Annotated in this window: 13 protein-coding genes; 5 read left to right on the top strand and 8 right to left on the bottom strand. The window is 74.1% G+C overall.

Annotation, left to right across the window (positions count from 1 at the left end; all coding sequences use genetic code 11):
* Positions 1 to 16 precede the first annotated feature (16 nt).
* Complete coding sequence (gene hemL / locus N8K70_RS01590) at positions 17 to 1,339, top strand: glutamate-1-semialdehyde 2,1-aminomutase (RefSeq protein WP_317139866.1); 1,323 nt, start codon at positions 17 to 19, stop codon at positions 1,337 to 1,339.
* 163 nt (positions 1,340 to 1,502) lie between these two features.
* On the opposite strand, the gene N8K70_RS01595 is transcribed toward hemL, so the two are convergent.
* A complete protein-coding gene (locus N8K70_RS01595) occupies positions 1,503 to 2,459 on the bottom strand; it encodes an AraC family transcriptional regulator (RefSeq protein ID WP_317139867.1) in 957 nt (318 codons plus the stop codon).
* A 108-nt stretch (positions 2,460 to 2,567) separates the two neighbouring features.
* Here N8K70_RS01595 and N8K70_RS01600 point away from each other — a divergent pair, with 108 nt between their 5' ends.
* On the top strand, positions 2,568 to 3,386 hold the full coding sequence (locus N8K70_RS01600) for an NAD(P)H-dependent oxidoreductase (protein ID WP_317139868.1): 819 nt from the start codon (positions 2,568 to 2,570) through the stop codon (positions 3,384 to 3,386).
* A 31-nt stretch (positions 3,387 to 3,417) separates the two neighbouring features.
* Here N8K70_RS01600 and N8K70_RS01605 read toward each other — a convergent pair whose 3' ends face one another.
* The 5 genes from N8K70_RS01605 to cofG all read right to left on the bottom strand — a co-directional run bounded on the left by N8K70_RS01605 (position 3,418) and on the right by cofG (position 10,596).
* A complete protein-coding gene (locus tag N8K70_RS01605) occupies positions 3,418 to 4,380 on the bottom strand; it encodes a Rossmann-fold NAD(P)-binding domain-containing protein (RefSeq protein WP_317139869.1) in 963 nt (320 codons plus the stop codon).
* A 396-nt stretch (positions 4,381 to 4,776) separates the two neighbouring features.
* Positions 4,777 to 5,604 carry a 2-phospho-L-lactate guanylyltransferase gene (cofC, locus tag N8K70_RS01610; RefSeq protein ID WP_317139870.1) on the bottom strand — a complete coding sequence of 276 codons (828 nt, stop codon included), beginning with the start codon at positions 5,602 to 5,604 and terminating at the stop codon, positions 4,777 to 4,779.
* On the bottom strand, positions 5,601 to 6,614 hold the full coding sequence (fgd, locus tag N8K70_RS01615; protein ID WP_317139871.1) for a glucose-6-phosphate dehydrogenase (coenzyme-F420): 1,014 nt from the start codon (positions 6,612 to 6,614) through the stop codon (positions 5,601 to 5,603). The genes cofC and fgd overlap by 4 nt, the downstream gene beginning before the upstream one ends.
* A complete protein-coding gene (locus N8K70_RS01620; RefSeq protein WP_317139872.1) occupies positions 6,611 to 8,185 on the bottom strand; it encodes a flavin-containing monooxygenase in 1,575 nt (524 codons plus the stop codon). The genes fgd and N8K70_RS01620 overlap by 4 nt, the downstream gene beginning before the upstream one ends.
* Positions 8,182 to 10,596 (bottom strand): 7,8-didemethyl-8-hydroxy-5-deazariboflavin synthase CofG, encoded by a 2,415-nt coding sequence (cofG, locus tag N8K70_RS01625; protein WP_317139873.1) that lies wholly within the window; start codon positions 10,594 to 10,596, stop codon positions 8,182 to 8,184. Before cofG ends, N8K70_RS01620 begins: the two co-directional genes overlap by 4 nt.
* A 194-nt stretch (positions 10,597 to 10,790) precedes the next feature.
* Between cofG and N8K70_RS01630 the strand changes: the two genes are divergently transcribed.
* Complete coding sequence (locus tag N8K70_RS01630) at positions 10,791 to 11,246, top strand: hypothetical protein (protein ID WP_317139874.1); 456 nt, start codon at positions 10,791 to 10,793, stop codon at positions 11,244 to 11,246.
* Positions 11,247 to 11,255: 9 nt separating this feature from the next.
* On the opposite strand, the gene N8K70_RS01635 is transcribed toward N8K70_RS01630, so the two are convergent.
* Positions 11,256 to 13,322: an ATP-binding cassette domain-containing protein gene (locus N8K70_RS01635; protein WP_317139875.1), complete on the bottom strand. Its 2,067-nt coding sequence runs from the start codon at positions 13,320 to 13,322 to the stop codon at positions 11,256 to 11,258.
* A 138-nt stretch (positions 13,323 to 13,460) separates the two neighbouring features.
* Between N8K70_RS01635 and N8K70_RS01640 the strand changes: the two genes are divergently transcribed.
* Together N8K70_RS01640 and N8K70_RS01645 are read left to right on the top strand one after the other, a co-directional pair.
* On the top strand, positions 13,461 to 14,558 hold the full coding sequence (locus tag N8K70_RS01640) for an enoyl-CoA hydratase/isomerase family protein (RefSeq protein ID WP_317141243.1): 1,098 nt from the start codon (positions 13,461 to 13,463) through the stop codon (positions 14,556 to 14,558).
* A 1-nt stretch (position 14,559) separates the two neighbouring features.
* Positions 14,560 to 15,399: a TIGR03620 family F420-dependent LLM class oxidoreductase gene (locus tag N8K70_RS01645; protein ID WP_317139876.1), complete on the top strand. Its 840-nt coding sequence runs from the start codon at positions 14,560 to 14,562 to the stop codon at positions 15,397 to 15,399.
* On the opposite strand, the gene N8K70_RS01650 is transcribed toward N8K70_RS01645, so the two are convergent.
* Positions 15,396 to 17,384 (bottom strand): heparinase II/III domain-containing protein, encoded by a 1,989-nt coding sequence (locus N8K70_RS01650; RefSeq protein ID WP_317139877.1) that lies wholly within the window; start codon positions 17,382 to 17,384, stop codon positions 15,396 to 15,398. The two genes, N8K70_RS01645 and N8K70_RS01650, sit on opposite strands and share 4 nt — an antisense overlap.
* Positions 17,385 to 17,427 lie beyond the last annotated feature (43 nt).

Below are 17,427 nucleotides of genomic sequence, written 5' to 3' on the forward strand. Positions count from 1 at the left end.
GCGGGAGAATGGACGCATGACCGACCGCAACGACGTCCTGTTCGAGCATGCCCGCGACGTGATCCCCGGAGGGGTGAACTCGCCCGTGCGTGCGTACGGATCGGTGGGCGGCACGCCGCGCTTCCTCGCCTCGGCGCGGGGCGCGTACGTGACGGATGCCGCGGGCCGGGAGTACGTCGACCTCGTCGCGTCGTGGGGCCCGGCTCTCCTCGGCCACGCCCATCCCGAGGTCGTGGGCGCCGTGCAGGAGGCGGCGTCCCACGGGCTGTCGTTCGGCGCCCCGACGGAGGGCGAGGTCGAGCTGGCCGACCTCATCGCCGGCCGCGTGCGGGCCGGAGGGCTGCGGCCGGTCGAGCAGGTGCGCCTCGTCTCGACCGGCACCGAGGCGACGATGACGGCCATCCGCCTCGCGCGCGGCGTCACCGGCCGCGACCTGCTCGTGAAGTTCGACGGCAACTACCACGGCCACTCCGACGGGCTGCTGGCCGCCGCGGGCTCCGGCGTCGCGACCCTCGCGCTCCCGGGAACGGCCGGGGTCCCCGCGGCCGTCGCCGCGCAGACCCTCGTCGCGCCGTACGGAGACCTCGACGCCGTACGGCAGGTCTTCGCGGCGCGCGGCGGCGAGATCGCCGCCGTGATCGTCGAGGCGGCGCCCGCCAACATGGGCGTCGTGCGGCCCGCCCCCGGCTACAACGCCGCGCTCGCGCAGATCGCGCACGAGGCCGGCGCCCTGCTCATCCTCGACGAGGTGCTCACGGGGTTCCGCGTGCATCCTGCCGGGTACTGGGGGCTCCAGGTCGAGGCCGGAGAGGCATTCGAGCCCGACATCATCACGTTCGGCAAGGTCGTGGGCGGCGGGATGCCGCTGGCAGCGCTCGGCGGCAAGCGCTCCGTGATGGACCGGCTCGCGCCCGTCGGCCCCGTCTACCAGGCGGGGACGCTGTCGGGGAACCCGCTGTCGGTGGCCGCGGGCATCGCGACGCTGAGGCTCGCGACGCCCGAGGTGTATGCCGCGGTGGACGCGGCCGCATCGACCGTGGCCGATGCGCTGTCGGCCGCGCTGTCAGCGGAGGGCGTCGTGCACGCCGTGCCGCGGGCGGGCAACCTCTTCGGGCTCGCGTTCCTGCCGGAGGCGCCGGCCGACTACGCGACCGCGAAGACGCAGGAGGCGTTCCGCTACACGCCGTTCTTCCACGCCCTGCTCGATGCGGGCGTCTCGCTCCCGCCGAGCGTGTTCGAGGCGTGGTTCCTCACCGCCGCGCACGACGAGGAGGCGATCGGTCGGATCGTCGAGGCGTTGCCGGCGGCGGCGCGAGCGGCGGCAGCCGCCTCCGCGTAGACGGGTTCGGCCTCGAGCGGGGCGTGCCCGCATGGGGGTGCCCGCGTTTCCCGGAGGATGCCGTTCTCCCAGGGGCGTCCCGTCGTTTCCGGTTCGGGGAAAGCGGCGTCCTCCGGTGTCTCGGGGGCTGCGTCCCTCCCGGCGTCCCGCGACGGCGTGACCTCTACGCGATGCGTTCGGCCGATTCCGCCCGGTGCTTGCCGGGGCGGACGTCGTACTCCCTCAGGAAGGCCGTGCTCAGCGCATAGGCGCTGGAGTAGCCGACCTGCCGGGCGATGGACTCGACGGTGTCGTCGCTGCGCTCCAGGAGGTCGGCGGCCAGGCACAGGCGCCACCCCGTGAGGTAGGAGATGGGCGGCTCGCCCATCAGGTCCGTGAATCTGCGCGCGAACGTCGCACGCGACACCCGCGCTTCGCGTGCGAGGGATCCGACGGTCCACGCCCGTGCCGGCTCGGCGTGGATGGCCCCGAGGGAGGGCCCCACGATCGGGTCGGCCGCGGCCCGGTACCAGCCCGGCACGGACGCGTCGGGGAGCGCGAACCAGTCGCGCAGGGTGCCGACGAGCACGAGGTCCAGGAGTCGGTCGAGCACCGCCTGCTGCCCCGGCTCGTCGCGGCCGATCTCCGATTCGAGGAGCTCGAGGGGAGCCGACCGCTGCCGCTCGCGGGGGACGACGAGGAGGCGCGGGAGCGCGTTCAGAAGGCGGTCGGCGACCCGGCCCGTCGCGGCGAAGGAGCCGGTGAGCAGCGCGTGCTCGGCCTCCAGATGCGTGCCGCACGTCCGCACGCCCAGGAGGATGCTCTCGTCGGGGAGGACGTTGCCGGCCCCGTCGGTGCAGGTGCCCGCCTCGGTGAGGACGTAGAGCGGCGGGATCCGCTCACCCGGGTCGCTCGTGACGCCGAACGGCCGTGGTCCTGTGAGGATCGCGATGTCGCCGGTCCGCAGCCGGACCGGCGAAGCGCCGTCGGGGACGACCCATCCGTCGCCGCGCAGCATGGTCACGAGCGTCATCGACGCGCACTCGTCCACCCGGATCGACCACGGCGGCGACATCAGGTTCTGACCGAGCAGCGCCCCCGCCGAGCGGATGTGGTCGAGCACCTCGGTCAACGTGTCCATGCGTCCAGAGTAGACGACGACGTATCGATCTGAGCTGATCGACTATTCCCCGTCTCATCGTGCGCCGATGGAATGGATGTGTCCGGAACTCCGCATCGAAAGGCGACCATGACCATCTCCCATCCGTCCAGGCCCGGGACCGCTCTGTGGGTGTACGCGCATCCACGCCGCGGCTCGTTCAACGACCGCCTCTTCCGGGCCGGGACGGAGGCGCTGTCGCGGCGATACGAGGTGGCGACATCCGATCTGTACGCCCAGGGCTTCGACCCCGTGCTCGGCGACCGCGATCTCGGACGGCCCGCGGGGCGGCCGGGGAACATCGCAGACCTCGCGGGGGAGGCGTATGCGCGCGGCGAACTCGCCCCCGAGGTGCGCGAGGAGCAGTCCAAGCTCGCGGCGGCGGAGCTGCTCGTCCTGCAGTTCCCCCTGTGGTGGTACGGGGTGCCGGCGATCCTCAAGGGCTGGTTCGACCGGGTGCTGACCGCCGGATTCGCCTACGGCGACCTCGATCCCGAGCTCGGCGTGCCCCGCCGGTACGGCGACGGCGGTCTGTTCGGACGCCGGGCGCTCGTCGTCGTGACCGCCGGCGAGGACGACCGTTCCATCGGGCGGCGCGGGATCAGCGGCGACATCGACTCCCTGCTCTTCCCCCTCACCCACGGAACCCTCTGGTACGTCGGGATCGAGGCGCTCGGCCTGCACGTGGTCCACGACGCCGACACGCTGGGGGCCGAGGGCGTCGACCGGGAGATCGCGCGCCTACGCGACAGGCTCGACGGCCTCGACGCCGAGCCCGCCCGTCCCTTCCGGCGTCTGCGGGACGGCGACTACCGCGACACGCGTGCGCTGCGCGAGGACCTCCTGCCGGGCCGCACCGACTTCGGCATCCATCTGGCCGGTGACGATCGGCTCGGCGCCGCTCGCTGAGCGCGGGCGCCGTGCTTCGGCGACGTGTCGGCTAGAGAAGCCTCTGCAGCACGGCATCTTCCTCGGCGGAGGTGAGACCCGAGCGTCGTGCTCTCTCGATGCCGCGGTCGACCTCGTCCGCGAGGACTCGCGACAGGGTGTCCGTGAGCGGGCGCAGCGAACCGCCCGACCGGAGGAATGCGCTCCCGTCCCGCTGCGCGAAGCCGGCATCCGTCCGGGGGAGCCACAGCGGAAGCGAGCGAGGCCCTGCCCAGTAGCGGACGTCCTCGGCGAGCAGCGCGTCGTCGTCGGCGCTCACCAGCTCCCCATCGAACCCCACGGATGCACGCGTCGCGCTGAAGAAGTCCGCCATCGTGTGGATCGCTCCGACCGCGTCGACGGTGCCCGTGACCCGGTTCCCTCCTGCATGCGCGGTCCACCGCGCGAGATCGGCGACGTCGATGACCTGCACGAAACGGCCCGCGACGGTCGGGTGCAGGACTCGTCCGCCGCGGCGCAGTCGCGCCGGCCAGTAGCCGAACCGGTCGCTGGGATCGCCCGGGCCGACGATCAGGCCGGGGCGCGCGATCAGCAGACGGTCCGCCAGGCGGGACGCGGTCGCCTGCTCGGCCGCGGCTTTCGCATCCGGGTACTGGGAAAGATCCTGCGGGACGACCACATCCGCCGTCTCGTCGGCGTGCGGCGTGGCGTTGTCCGCGTAGACGGAGACGCTGGAGATCAGCGTCCAGTGCGCCGCGCGCTCGGCGAGGGCATCGAGCGCCGGCCCGACGAGCTCCGGCTCGTAGGCGAACTCGATCACGTCGTCCCAGTCGCCCGCGACCTCGTCGTACGCGCCCGGCGCCCGGCGGTTCGCGCGGATCAGCTCGACGCCGTCCGGTACGGCGCCGGATTCTCCGCGTGCGAGGCAGACGACCTCGGCCCCGCCGTCGCGGGCAGCCCGCGCCACCTCTCGACCCAGCCATCCGGTCCCGCCCAGCACGAGCACACGCCTCATGCCTCACATTCAAGCGGGTCCGGGCCTCCGTTCCGCAGTCCGCCCTTCATCGGGCGCGGATTCTCAGGAGGATGCCGTTCTCCCAGGGCCGGGATCGAGGCGATGCTCCGGGGGAAGCGGCGTCCTCCGGGTGTCGCGCCGCGCCGCAGACCGCGCGGAGCGTGAGCACGGCCCTCGCGCCGTGAACCTCGAGCCCCGTCTCGGGCGTCTCAGGATCGACGGAGCAGTCTGGCGAGCGCGTCGAGGTAGGCCGCATACGCGATCCGCCCGGCGCCGCTGATGCGGTACGTCGTCGTGCTGCCGCGGCCGACGACACGCGTCCGAGCGCGAGGGAGCTCTTCGCTCGTCTCGTCGAGGCCGCTTTCCGTTCCGGCGAGCACTCCTGTTCGAGGGCGGTCAGCCGAGCAGTGCCGCCGTCCGCGGCCCGGCGCCGAGGGCGAGCGCGGCGGCGAGCTGCGCGGCCGTGTCGACATCCCGCCGCAGGGTGGAGGACGCGCCGACGTCGAGATCGACGTGCCCGGCCGCGCGATGGCGAGCCGCGGAGTCCGTGCCGAAGGCAGGGGAGAGCGGGATGGACGCGCGCGCGGTGACGAGGGTCGTCCCCGTGCCCTCGGCGTCGGGCACGAGGCCGCGATCGACGATGCCGGCGAGCACGAGCGCCGCGTCGAGGTCGGATGGCCGCAGCGCGGGCAGGTCGCCGAGCAGCACGGCGCGCGGGCGATCGGCCGGGACGGCGGCGAGACCCGCGCGGACGGCGGCGTCCAGACCCGCGGGCTCGGCCTCCCGGACGACGCGGACAGGCGCCCGCCCGGTCCCCAGGGCCGGAGATCCCGCGAACGCCGGGTCGCGTCGGCCGGAATCGTCCGGCGCTCGCGGGATCTCCGGCATCCGGGCATCAGGACCCTCCGGCGCCGCGCCCTCCGGCCATCCGCGCAGCTCGTCGCGAAGCGTCTCGTCCGCCGTGACGACGATCACCTCGGTGACCCGGGACGCCCGGGCGGCCGCCTCGATCGTGTCGAGCGCGACGGCGCGGGCCAGCGCCGTCCTGTCGACGCCGTCGACCGCGAGCCGCGACTTGCCGACCGCCGCGGGCTTCACGGGGACGACGACGCGCCATCCGCCCGTGCCCGTCGTCGTCCCGCCGCCGCCGCCGCGGGCACGGCCTCGCGCCGCCGTCCCGTGCACCGACTCGCGCGCCGCCGGCCCGTGCGCACCTCCGCTCACGCGCCGTGCTTCGCGCGCAGGCGCGGGAGGACCTCTTCGCCGTAGAGGCGCAGGAACGTCTCCTGGTCGTGCCCCGGGTCGTGGAAGACGAGGTGCCGGAAGCCGAGCTCGATGTACCGCTCGATCGCGGCGATGTGCTCGTCGACGTCGTCCGAGACGATGAAGCGGGATGCGGCGCGCTCGATCGGGAGCTCCTCGGCGAGCCGCTGCATCTCGAGCGGGTCGTCGACGCCGGTCTTCTCCTCGGGCGTGAGCGCGAGAGGCGCCCAGAACCGCGTGTTCTCGCGGGCCTTCTCGATGTCGGGACGGAACGACACCTTGACCTCGATGAGGGTGTCGACATCCGAGCGCGCCCGATCGGCCTTCGCGAGCCCGTCGTCGAAGGCCGGCAGGAGCTTGTCGGTGTACAGGCCCGGGTCCTTGCCGCTCGTCGTGATCCAGCCGTCGCCGATGCGCCCGGCCAGGCGCGTGGCGGCGGGGCCGGAGGCGCCGATGTAGATCGGCACGAGCTCGTCGGGGCGGTCGTAGATCGTCGCGTTCTTCACGGAGTAGTAGGTGCCGTCATAGGTGACGCGGTCCTCGGTCCAGAGCCTCCGGATGAGGACGATCGCCTCCTTCATGCGCTGGAAGCGCTCGGGCGGCTCCGGCCATTCGAGGCCGAGCGTCACCTCGTTGAGCGCCTCGCCCGTCCCCACGCCGAGGATGATCCGCCCGGGGTGCAGCGCGCCGAGCGTGCCGAACGCCTGCGCGACGACGCCGGGGTGGTAGCGGAACGTCGGGGTGAGGACCGAGGTCCCCAGCAGGACGCGCTCGGTCCGCTCGGCGGCGGCGCCGAGCCACGGGAGGGCCGCGGGGGCGTGGCCGCCGTCGTGCATCCAGGGCTGCAGGTGGTCGCTCAGGAAGACCGAGTCGAAGCCCGCCTCCTCGGCGAGGACGGCCAGGTCGAGCAGCTCGCGCGGGCCGAACTGCTCGGACGACGCCTTGTACCCGAAACGGAAGGGGATGGTCATGGTGCGGCTCCTTCGTGCGACAGTGCCGGTGCCGCCGGATTCGTTCCGGCGGCGTGGAGATCGGTGAGCTCGTTCCGGACGCGGGCGAGGCGCTCGCGGAAGGCGGCGACGGTCCCGGGCCACAGCAGCGTCAGACGGCCGCTCCGCTCGTCGACGTACCAGTTGTCGCAGCCTCCCGCGACCCATGGCGTGGCCGCCGAGCGCTCGACGATCTCGCGGGTGTACGCCGCCTCGGCCTCCGACGTCGCATGCACGAAGGCGCCGTCCCGGATGAGCGCGGCGGCGAACGCGGCCTGCTCCTCGACGATGAGGACGGCCGAGTTGTGGCCGAGGGCGGCGTTGGGCCCGCCGAGGACGAACAAGTTCGGGAAGCCGTGCACGAGCGTCGAGCCGACCGAGGTCATCCCGTCGGCCCAGTGCTCCTCCAGCGTGAGTCCGTGGGCGCCGGCGACGAGCGGCGCCCACGGCTGCCGGGTCGACGCGAAGCCCGTCGCGAGCACGACGACGTCGGCGTCGTGGCGCGATCCGTCGGCGGCGACGAGCGCCCCGTCGGAGACCGAGGACAGGGCGGACGGCACGAGGTCGACGGATCCGGACGCCACGGCAGGGTAGAAGTCGTCGCTCAGCAGGACGCGCTTGCAGCCGAACGCGTAGGAGGGGGTGAGGGCGTCGCGCAGCGCGGGATCGCCGACCTGCGCGGCGAGATGGGCGCGTGCCGCGGTCTCGGCCTCGGCGGCCGCGACGGCGTCGCCGGAGCGCGAGGCGAACCGCGCCTCGCCGTCGTCGTACAGCCTCTCGCGCAGCCGGGCCGCCTCGTCGGGGTCGCGGAGCGCGTCCCGCTCGGCCTCGGAGTAGACGCGGTCGCGCTTGGGCACGATCCACGCGGGCGTGCGCTGGAACAGCACGACGTCCGCTCCCGCTGCGGCCAGCGCGGGGACGAGCTGCACGGCGCTCGCTCCCGTGCCGACCACGGCGATGCGCCGGCCCGGGACGTCGACCGTGTGGTCCCAGCGCGAGGAGTGGAAGATCGGCCCTCCGAAGGACTCCAGGCCCGGCAGATCGGGGATCCGCGGCTCCGTGAGACGCCCGCAGGCGAGGACGAGATGAGAGGCGCGCAGCTCGTCGTCCGCGCACGACGCAGGAATCCCGTCCGCGGACGGGCCGAGAACGCGCTTCACGGGGGCGACCCGTTCCGGAATCCCTGCGTTGTGCGCGCGGCCCGTCCGGATCGCCCACTCCTCGCCGTCCCACCGGGCGTCGAGCATCGGCGTCGCGAGCCGCAGGTGCCGTTCGAGCCCCTCCCGGCGTACGATCCGCTCGAGGTAGGCACGGATCTCCGCCCCCGGGGCGAAGACGTGCGACCACTCCGGCCAGGGATGGGCCGAGAGCCCGTAGAGGTGCGACGGCACGTCGCACGCGACGCCGGGATAGGTGTTGTCGCGCCACGTGCCGCCGACGGCGGATGCGCGTTCGAGGATGACGAAGTCGTCGACGCCCTGGGCGCGCAGCGCGAGCGCGGCGGCGATGCCGGCGAATCCCGCGCCGACGATCACGGTGCCGGTCGCCGTCATCCCGCGGTCTCCCCGCGCACGTCCGCGTACGTCGTGGTGCGCTGCCGGAACGGGCGGAAGAGGCCCCGCGCGATGGCGCGCGCGGCGGGCAGCGGCAGCTCGAGGCCCGCCTCGACGCCGGCCCGGGGCGCGACGCGGCCGTCGAGGAGCGTGCCGCCGAGGTCGTCGCCGCCCGAGCGCAGCAGCTCGGTCGTCACGGAGACGCCGTGCCGCGTCCACGGGATCTGCACGTGCGGGATGACGCCCGACAGCAGGAGCCGCGACACGGCGACCATGGCGCGGTGCTCGTCGAGGTCGGAGCGTCCGTCGACGAGCGGCACACCCCAGCCGGGCATCGGGATGGGCACGAACTCCGTGAAGCCGCCTGTCTCGTGCTGGATGGCGGAGAGCGCGCGCAGGTGCGCGATGCGCTCGGCCGCCGTCTCCACGTGGCCGTAGAAGAGCACGGACGTCGAGCGGAAGCCGGCCCGGTGCGCCGCCGCGATGGTCTCGATCCACCGGTCGACCTCGAGGTCGCCCGGTGCGACCTCGCCGCGCACGCGTTCGCTGAGGACCTTCACGCCGGTCCCCGGCACGGTGTCGACGCCCGCCTCGCTGAGGGCCGCGAGGGCGCCGTGGAGGCCGAGGCCCGTACGGTCGGCGAGGTCGGCGACGTCCTGCGGGCGGAAGGCGTGCAGGTGGACGGCCGGGGCCGCCGTCTTGAGGGTGCGGGCGATGTCGAGGTACGCCTCCGGCGCCTCCGAGGGCGCCACGAGACCCTGGACGCAGATCTCCGTGAGGCCCAGCGCGACGGCGTCGCGTGCGATGTCTCCGAGCACGGCGAGGTCGTACTGGTCGTCCGACTCTGCCCCTCCGGCGCGGAACCCCGTCGAGGCGACGTTGCGGTTGGCGACCGCGCTGACGGTCTCGCCGACCGTGTACCGGCGCACGTCGTCGGCGGTCTGCGCGAGCGCGTCGAGCTCGTCGCCCGTGGCGGTGAGCAGCCGTTCCCACTCGTCGTCGGCGAGGGACGCCGGATCCTGTGCCGCGCGCTCGATCACGGCGGCGATGAGCCCGCCCGGCGCGCACGACGCAGGAGCCCCGGCGTCGTCCGTGCCGGAAAGCCGCCGCCCGGGCGTCGGCGGGCCCGGATGTCCTGCGTCCTGTCCGCTCTCGGCGGCCCGCCGGCCGAGGGGGCGGACCATCTCGCCGTCCTCGCCCGTCCCGGCCAGCCCGTCGGGCCCGGCGAGCGCCCGTGTCGCCTCGCGGACGGCGGGGTCGAGCCATCCGTCGTCCCTCACGAACTCGGGGTGCGCGGTGAGGCGCTCGCGCAGCGCGAAGCCCAGCTCGGCCGTCCGCGCCGCGAGGTCGTCGAGGTGCGGCCAGGGCCGCTCGGGGTTCACGTGATCGGCCGTGAGCGGCGAGACGCCGCCCCAGTCGTCGGCGCCCGCGCGGACGAGCAGGCCGAGCTCCTCGGGGTCGGACAGGTTCGGGGGCACCTGGACGCGCATGCGCGGCCCCATGACGAGGCGCGTGACGGCGACGGCCGCGACGTACTCCCGGAGCGCGGCATCGGGGGCGTTCTGCATCGCGGTGCGGGGCTTGGCCCGGAAGTTCTGCACGATCACCTCCTGGATGTGCCCGTGCCGATCGTGCGCGTCGCGCAGGGCGATCATCGACTCCGCACGATCGCGCACCGTCTCGCCGATGCCGACGAGGATGCCCGAGGTGAACGGGATGCGAGCGCGGCCCGCGTTCTCGAGGAGGTCGAGGCGCACAGCGGGATCCTTGTCGGGCGAGCCGTAGTGCACCTTGCCGGGCTGCGTGAAGAGATCGCGCGAGGTCGTCTCGAGCATGACGCCCATGGACGGGGCGACGGGGCGCAGCGCTGCGAGCTCCTCGGGACTCATGACGCCCGGGTTGAGGTGGGGCAGCAGACCCGTCTCCTCCGTGATGAGGCGCGCCATGGCGCCCACATAGGCGAGCGTCGAGGCGTAGCCGTGCGCGTCGAGCCAGGCGCGTGCCTCGGGCCAGCGGTCCTCGGGCCGGTCCCCGAGGGTGAGCAGCGCCTCCTTGCATCCGAGCGCCTGCCCCTGCCGGGCGACCGCGAGCACCTGCTCGGGCGACATGTAGGCGGGCTTGCGCTTCTTCAGCAGCTGGCCGGGGGTGTCCACGAAGACGCAGTAGTGGCACCGGTCGCGACACAGCGTCGTGAGCGGGATGAAGACCTTGCGGGAGTAGGTGATGACGCCCTCGCGCCCGGCGAGGGCGAGACCCTCGTCCCGTGTGCGCGCGGCGAGCGCGAGGACCTCGTCGAAGGCGTCGCCCTCCGCCGTGAGCAGCGCATGCGCGTCGTCCGCGCCGAGACGCTCTCCGCGCGCGGCGCGACGGATGGCCGCTGTCGCGGGCGCGTCGGTCGGGAGCAGGGTCACCGACCCAGTCTCGCACCGCCTCGTGCGCGCGGCGCCGTCGGCGCGAACCTCGCGTGCATCCGGCCGCGGCCGGCGCCGGGTCTCGTCGGATCCGCGCGGATCCGTCCGGGGCTGACGCGAACCACAGGCGGATCGTTGCCTTCCTGTGAGGTCTCCCCAGGGCGGTCTCCGCGGTCCGCTGGCAGGATGGACTCATGGTGACCCTGCTCCTCGATCACTCGCAGCTGGAGATCGTGCTGTCGCCCACCGAACGCGCTCTCGCGTTCCAGCGCGGGAGCATCCGCGTGGAGCGCACGTCCATCGCGAAGGTGCAGCTCACCGACGACCCGTGGACCTGGCTGCGCGGCGTGCGCTCGCGCGGCACGCACGTCCCGGGTGCCGTCGCCCTCGGCACGTGGAAGTCGGAGTCGGGCGACGACTTCGTCGCCGTGCGCGGGCGTCGCCTGCCCGGCGTCGTGATCGATCTCCTCGGCGAGGGCGCGTTCCAGCGGCTCGTCATCTCGACCCGTCACGGTCTCGCGCTCACACGAGCCCTGCGCCTCGACCCGGCCGAGGCGTCAGAGGTCGCCGCGTTCGGGACGCCGACCGCTCCGGCCTCGCAGCGGAAGCCGAGACGGAAGCCGGCGGCGCGCCCCGTTCCGGCGGTCTGACGCGGGCTCTCAGTCCTCGTCCGACGCGTCGGCGATCGCCTCGGCGCCCGTCCCGCGCAGCAGGTCGTCGAAGGTGAAGCCGTCGTCCTCGGCCGCCTCGCCGTCGGCGGGCTGCGCGTCGGCCGTCGGCTGCTCCGTCTCGTCCGCGTTCCCGCCGACGGTCGGGATCGCCACGGTCGCGTCGTCGTCTCCCGCGACGGGGAGGAGCACGGTCTGATCGGACGGGGCGTCGGCGTCGTCCGCCTGGTCGTTCTCCAGGAAGGAGGCCGCTCCACCGACCTCTTCGTCCTCGCCGGCGAGGAGGCTCGCGAGCGACGTCGATCCGGGAAGGCCCGCGCCGTGCGCGGAGTCGTCGTCCTCGTTCTCGTACTCGACGACATCGGCCTCTTCGAGCACGTCGAAGGTGTCGGCGTTGTCTGCGCCGGAGCTCGGAGCGTCCGCGGGGTGGCCCGTCCCCGTCGTGGCGGGGCGGGCGGCGGCGCCGTCGATCGTCCACTCCTCGGCGACGAAGCCCTCGGGACCGCGCCCGTCGTCGGGGGCGTCGGCGCGCTCGTGCTCGCTGTGGTCGGACCCGCTGTGCTCGTCCTCGATGCTCGTGTTCTCGATGCTCGTGTTCTCGATGCTCGTGTCCTCGGCGTGCTGGTGGTCCGTGCCTTCGTGTTCGGCGGGCTCGTCCTCGTGTGCGACGTCGTCGGCCGGGGCGTCGTACGTCTCGGCGGCCGTCGTCTCCGGCGTTCCCGCCTCGGACCCCTCCGGCGCGTCCGGTGCTGCGGTCGCCGCTGCGGGCGCGTCGGCCTCGGGCGCGGCGTTCTCGGCCTCGGGCACGGTGTCTTCCGGCGCGTCGGCCTCGGGCACGGTGTCCGCCGCCGCGTCCGTCGTCGGGGCCTCGGCGTCCTCCGCTCTCTGAGCCTCCGCGACCGCCGTGGCGGCGAGGGACGCGCCCGCGGCCGCGGTGATGCCGGGCCCGGCCGAGGCGAGAGCGACGTCCGCCACGGTCACCCGCAGCGCCTCGTCCTCGCGATCCTGCCGGGCCGCGGCGTCCTGCGCGCGCTCTTCCTCACGTGTCCCGGCGTCGTCCCGCTCCTCCGGGGCGACGCCGCCGTCCTGCGGGTCCGCCGCATCCGTCTCCGCCGCATCCGTCTCCGCCGTGTGCGGTTCGAGCGCTGCGGTCATGGGCGGGACGTACTCGCCGTTCACGAGCTTCAGGAAGACGTCCTCGAGGCTGGGGCTGCGCTGCTGCAGCGTCACGAGCGCGATCCCCGCGTCCGCCGCGAGCGCGCCGATCTCGGCTGCGGACGTCCGGTGGACGTTGATGCCGGAGCGCAGCAGCTCGAAGGAATAGCCCTTGCCGCGCAGCGCGCGGGAGAGCCCCGCGCGGTCGGGGGAGTCCACGGCGACGGACTGCGACGAGGCGTCCTCGAGGTCCTCGATGGCCCCGGCGAAGACGAGCGAGCCGTTCGAGATGACCAGAAGGCGATCGGCGACCTGCTGGATCTCGCTCAGGATGTGCGACGACACGAGCACCGTGCGCCCCTCGTCGGCCAGGCGGCGGATGAGCAGCCTGATCCAGCGGATCCCCTCGGGGTCGAGCCCGTTGGCCGGCTCGTCGAGGACGAGCACGCCGGGGTCGCCGAGCAGCGCCTCCGCCACGGCGAGACGCTGCGTCATGCCGAGCGAGTAGCCGGAGATGCGGATGTCGGACACCTCGGAGAGACCGACGAGGTCGAGGACCTCGCCGACCCGCGACGAGGGGAGGCCCGCCTGACGGGCGACGATCGAGAGATGCTTGACGGCCGTGCGTCGCGGGCGGAAGACGGGCGTCTCGGCGACCCAGCCGACCGTCCGCCGCGGGCTGGAGAGCTGGGCGAAGGCCTTGCCTCCGATCGTCGCGGTCCCGGCGCTCGCGCGCAGCTGACCCAGGAGGATGCGCAGGGTCGTGGTCTTGCCCGCCCCGTTCGGTCCGAGGAACGCCGTCACGAAGCCGGGGTCGACGCGCGCGGTGAAGTCCGAGACGGCCGCGATGCCGTCGAAGGTCTTGGTGACTCCGGTGAGCTCGAGCACCTTGCCGTCGGTCATGGTGACCCCTTCATGTGCGTGCATGTTCCCCCTATCTTGGCGGACTGCGCCATCGAATCGTCGCACATCCGTGTCGAAGCCGCTCCCGGGCGTGCGCGGCGGGGAGCGGCCGGGCGGGCGGGTAACGTGGCACCCGTGATGGAGACCACCCGCTCTGAACGCGTCGAGGCGACGATGCGCGGCGGGGTCGGATGGATCGTGCTGAACCGCCCCGAGGCCATCAACGCGCTCGATCTGGGGATGATCCGGGGGGTGCGCGAGGCCCTGGAGCACTGGCGCGACGAGCCGGACGTCTCGATCGTGCTCCTCACGGGGGCCGGGGACCGCGGGTTCTCCGCCGGCGGCGACATCAGGGCCCTGTACGCGCAGATCGCGGACGAGGGGGCGGAGGCGACGGACCCCTTCTTCCGGGAGGAGTACCTGCTCGACGCGGCCGTCGCCGAGTACCCCAAGCCGATCGTCGCGATCGCGGACGGCGCGACGATGGGCGGCGGAATCGGCCTCGCCGGCAACGCGCTCGTGCGGGTCGTGACGGAGCGGTCGCGCCTGGCGATGCCGGAGACGCGGATCGGGTTCGCGCCCGACGCCGGCGGGTCGTGGCTGCTCGCCCACGCTCCGGGACGCCTGGGCGAGTACCTCGCGCTCACGAGCGACGCGATGAACGCCGCCGACGCCATCCACTGCGGCTTCGCCGACCACCTCGTGCCGAGCGCGCACATCGCGTCCCTCTGCGACGCGCTGGAGACGCGCGCCGACCCCGCCACCCCGGCGGAGCTCGTCATGCTGTTCGACGAGACGCCGCAGGCGGGGCCGCTGCAGCGGGCCCAGCCGTGGATCGACGAGGCGTTCGCCGTCGACACGCTGCCGGAGATCCTCGAGAGGCTGCGGGAGCTCGGGGCCTCCGATGTCGCCGCGGGGGAGGAGATCACACCGGCCGGAGCGCTCGCCGCACTCGAGGAGCGCTCGCCGACGGCGCTCGTCGTGACGCTCGCCGCCATCCGCTCCGCGCGCGCCCTGCCGTCGCAGCGCCATGCGCTCGAACAGGAGTACCGCCTCATGTCCTGGTTCCTGAGCACCCAGCCCGACCCGGCGGAGGGCATCAGGGCCCGCGTGGTCGACAAGGATCGCGCTCCGCGCTGGTCGCCCGCTAGCGTGTCTGATGTACCCGACGACACGGTGGGCGTCGCGTTCGCGCATCCTGCGCCGACGGTGCTGTTCCCCGACCTGGAGAGGTGACATGACCGACAAGGCGGATTTCGGGACCTATGGCGTCTGGCGCATGGCGAGCCGCCTGGACGGCGCCTTCGCGCAGCGGGTCGAGCAGCTCGGGTTCGGCGCGCTGTGGGTGGGCGGATCGCCCGCCGCCGACCTCATGATCGTCGAGGAGCTCCTCGACGCGACCGAGACGATCGTCGTCGCGACGGGGATCGTCAACATCTGGACAGCCGACGCCCGGAGCGTGGCGCAGGCGTTCCACCGCATCGAGGACGCGCACCCGGGCCGCCTCGTGCTGGGGATCGGGTCGGGCCACCGCGAGGCCACCCCCGAGCGGGCGAGGCCGTTCACCGCGCTCCGCGCCTACCTCGACGTGCTCGACGAGGAGGGCGTCGGGAAGGATCAGCGGCTCCTCGCGGCCCTCGGAGACCGGACGCTCGCGCTCGCCGCGGAGCGCACGCTGGGCGCCCATCCCTATCTGACCGTCCCCGCGCACACGCGCCATGCGCGAGAGGTGCTGGGAGAGGCGTTCCTCGCGCCCGAGCTGAAGGTGGCGCTCGCCGGATCCGCGGACGAGGCCCGCGGGACCGGACGCGCCTTCCTGGAGCGCTACTTCCGCCTGGAGAACTACGTCGGCGCGCTGCGCCGCTTCGGCGCCGGCGATGACGACGTCGCGGGCGGCGGGTCGGACGCCCTCGTCGATGCCGTCGTCGCGAACCCGGACGTCGAGGACGCCGTCGCGGGCCTGCGCTCGCACCTCGACGCCGGAGCGGACCATGTGTCCGTGCAGGCGCTCGGGGACGACCCGCTCGGCACGCTCGAGCGTCTCGCGCCCGCGCTGGGCCTGGGGGCGGGCGACTAGCGACCCGCGCGCCCGCCCGGCCCCGGACGCCGGAGATCCGCCCCGGCGCCCGATCCCTCCTGGCGCACGGCGATCGTCGACTCGGACAGCGACGTGACGTCGATGTCGAGGCGGACGAGGCGCGCGCCCCAGACGCTCGTGAGCATGGGGTCGTCCAGCGGCTGCGCGACCAGCGCGGCGCCCGCGGACGGCGCCCAGTCCAGACGCACCGGCGTCGCGCCGTCGAGGGGGACGATGCGCGCCGACCCCGGCGACAGCGTCGCCTCGCCCGCGAGGAGCAGACGCACCTGCGTGGGCTCGTCCTCGTCCTCGTCCTCGCCTTCCTCGTCGAACCGCCACGCGTCGTGCAGCTCGACGACGCGCGCCGCACGGTCGAGGCGCACCGTGCGCCGCCAGGAGGCGAGCGACGGGGCGTCGTAGGCGCCGGAGAGGTCGAGCACGAGCTCCGCGGCGCCGCCGGCCGTCGTGACGGAGACGAGCTCCGCGGCGCGATCGCGTCCGTTGCGCTGCCCGGCGCCCCGCACGAACGGCACGCTGTGCCACTCGCTCCGCATGGGCCACAGGCCGTAGCGCCCGGCGCCGAAGGTGCGCGCCTCGTAGGTCGGCCGGCCGGCGTCGACGATCACGGGGACGCCGTCGGTGGCCACGATGATCCCGCCGACGTCGTTGTGGTTGTGGCTCTCGGCGTTGTGCCCGCCCTTCGCGACGACCGCCAGGCCCGACGGAGACCCCGCGGTCTCGCGCGCGACGAGCATCTGCGTCGACGGCAGCCAGGTCACGGCCGGCAGCGGGGATGCTCCCGGCGACGAGCCGAGCCACGCCCGGTCGGAGATCCCGCGCGCGACCCGCCCCAGGCCCTCCGACTCGGCGACCGCGGGCCGGGCGGGGTCGCGGTGCGACGTGGCGAACGCCTCCGCCGCGTGGTCGCCGGCGCGGCGCGCGGCGCGGAGCAGGGAGTGCCACGGCTGCCGGCCGTCCTGCCTGGCCTGGCCGTCCGCGGCGTTCACGAACCAGTCCCCGCCGAGGTGCATCCGGTGCGGGAACGCGATCGTCTCGCGCAGCGCCGGGATGCGCGCCACGGGATCGAGGACGCCGCCCGTCGCGTGCGTCAGGACGTCGAGCGCCTCGAGCAGACGGCAGGCGCCGTTCCACCAGTAGGCGTAGCCCTCGTCGACGGCCCCGTCGTCGGGGAGGGACGCGACGTAGCGGTCGAGTCCCTCGAGGACGAGCGCGACGACGCGGATGCGCTCGTCCTCCTCGCCGGGCCCGTCGAGAAGGCGGAGCGCGGCGACGAGCACGTTGCCGTGGATCCACGGGGTCCAGTTGTTGACCTCGCCGTCGAGCCCCAGCCAGTGCCAGTCCCGCCGTCGGAGGAAGGGCTCGAAGACGCGGACGCGCGCCTCGTGGCGGAGACGCGCCCGGACGCCCGGGTACCGGTCGTCGAGACGCCTCCCCAGCAGGTGGTCGAGCCAGGCCAGCTGCTGGGCGACCTCGCCCGCGCCGAGGTCGAGGTACGGATCGGCGACCGTGGCGAGCACGGCGTCGTGGCGCCGGAACGTGTCGTCGTGCGCGGGCCAGCACCACGAGCTCTGCTCGCAGAGCAGGACGGCGCCGTCCACGGCCTCGTCGAGCCAGCCGTCCTCGTCCGTCGCCGCGGCGAGCACGGCCACGCGGGTGAGGCGCTCCTGCCGCGCGAACGCGGGCGCCTCCCAGGCGACGCGATCGCCGTCGCCGTGGAAGCGCGCCGCGTCGTGTGCGAGAGGCTGCGGCCACGCCGAGCCGAGCTCCGCCTCCGCCCGCCCGCGGAACCACGCGATCGTGAGGGGGTCCGCCGCGGCGGCATCCCAGGCGGGGAGCGCGTCGTCCGGCACGGCGAGCAGATCCGCGAGCGCGCCCGGGAGGGCGGGGACGTCGACGCCCGCCTGCTGCGCGAGCACGTGAGCGAGCGGACCGTGCGACGGGACGTCGGGCCTCTCGGCTGTCATCGGGGACCTCCATCGATCGGCGGCGGTTCGACGATAGACGATC

The sequence above is a fragment of the Microbacterium sp. AB genome (genome assembly GCF_032878875.1).
Taxonomy (GTDB): domain Bacteria; phylum Actinomycetota; class Actinomycetes; order Actinomycetales; family Microbacteriaceae; genus Microbacterium; species Microbacterium betulae.

What these genes read in the sequence shown, in the direction of transcription:
- N8K70_RS01630 (WP_317139874.1), top strand. Translation starts at nt 10,791, where the DNA reads ATGGTGACCCTGCTCCTCGATCACTCGCAGCTGGAGATCGTGCTGTCG.
- N8K70_RS01605 (WP_317139869.1), bottom strand. Translation starts at nt 4,380, where the DNA reads ATGAGGCGTGTGCTCGTGCTGGGCGGGACCGGATGGCTGGGTCGAGAG.
- N8K70_RS01650 (WP_317139877.1), bottom strand. Translation starts at nt 17,384, where the DNA reads ATGACAGCCGAGAGGCCCGACGTCCCGTCGCACGGTCCGCTCGCTCAC.
- N8K70_RS01645 (WP_317139876.1), top strand. Translation starts at nt 14,560, where the DNA reads ATGACCGACAAGGCGGATTTCGGGACCTATGGCGTCTGGCGCATGGCG.
- fgd (WP_317139871.1), bottom strand. Translation starts at nt 6,614, where the DNA reads ATGACCATCCCCTTCCGTTTCGGGTACAAGGCGTCGTCCGAGCAGTTC.
- N8K70_RS01600 (WP_317139868.1), top strand. Translation starts at nt 2,568, where the DNA reads ATGACCATCTCCCATCCGTCCAGGCCCGGGACCGCTCTGTGGGTGTAC.
- N8K70_RS01620 (WP_317139872.1), bottom strand. Translation starts at nt 8,185, where the DNA reads ATGACGGCGACCGGCACCGTGATCGTCGGCGCGGGATTCGCCGGCATC.
- N8K70_RS01595 (WP_317139867.1), bottom strand. Translation starts at nt 2,459, where the DNA reads ATGGACACGTTGACCGAGGTGCTCGACCACATCCGCTCGGCGGGGGCG.
- N8K70_RS01635 (WP_317139875.1), bottom strand. Translation starts at nt 13,322, where the DNA reads ATGACCGACGGCAAGGTGCTCGAGCTCACCGGAGTCACCAAGACCTTC.
- N8K70_RS01640 (WP_317141243.1), top strand. Translation starts at nt 13,461, where the DNA reads ATGGAGACCACCCGCTCTGAACGCGTCGAGGCGACGATGCGCGGCGGG.
- hemL (WP_317139866.1), top strand. Translation starts at nt 17, where the DNA reads ATGACCGACCGCAACGACGTCCTGTTCGAGCATGCCCGCGACGTGATC.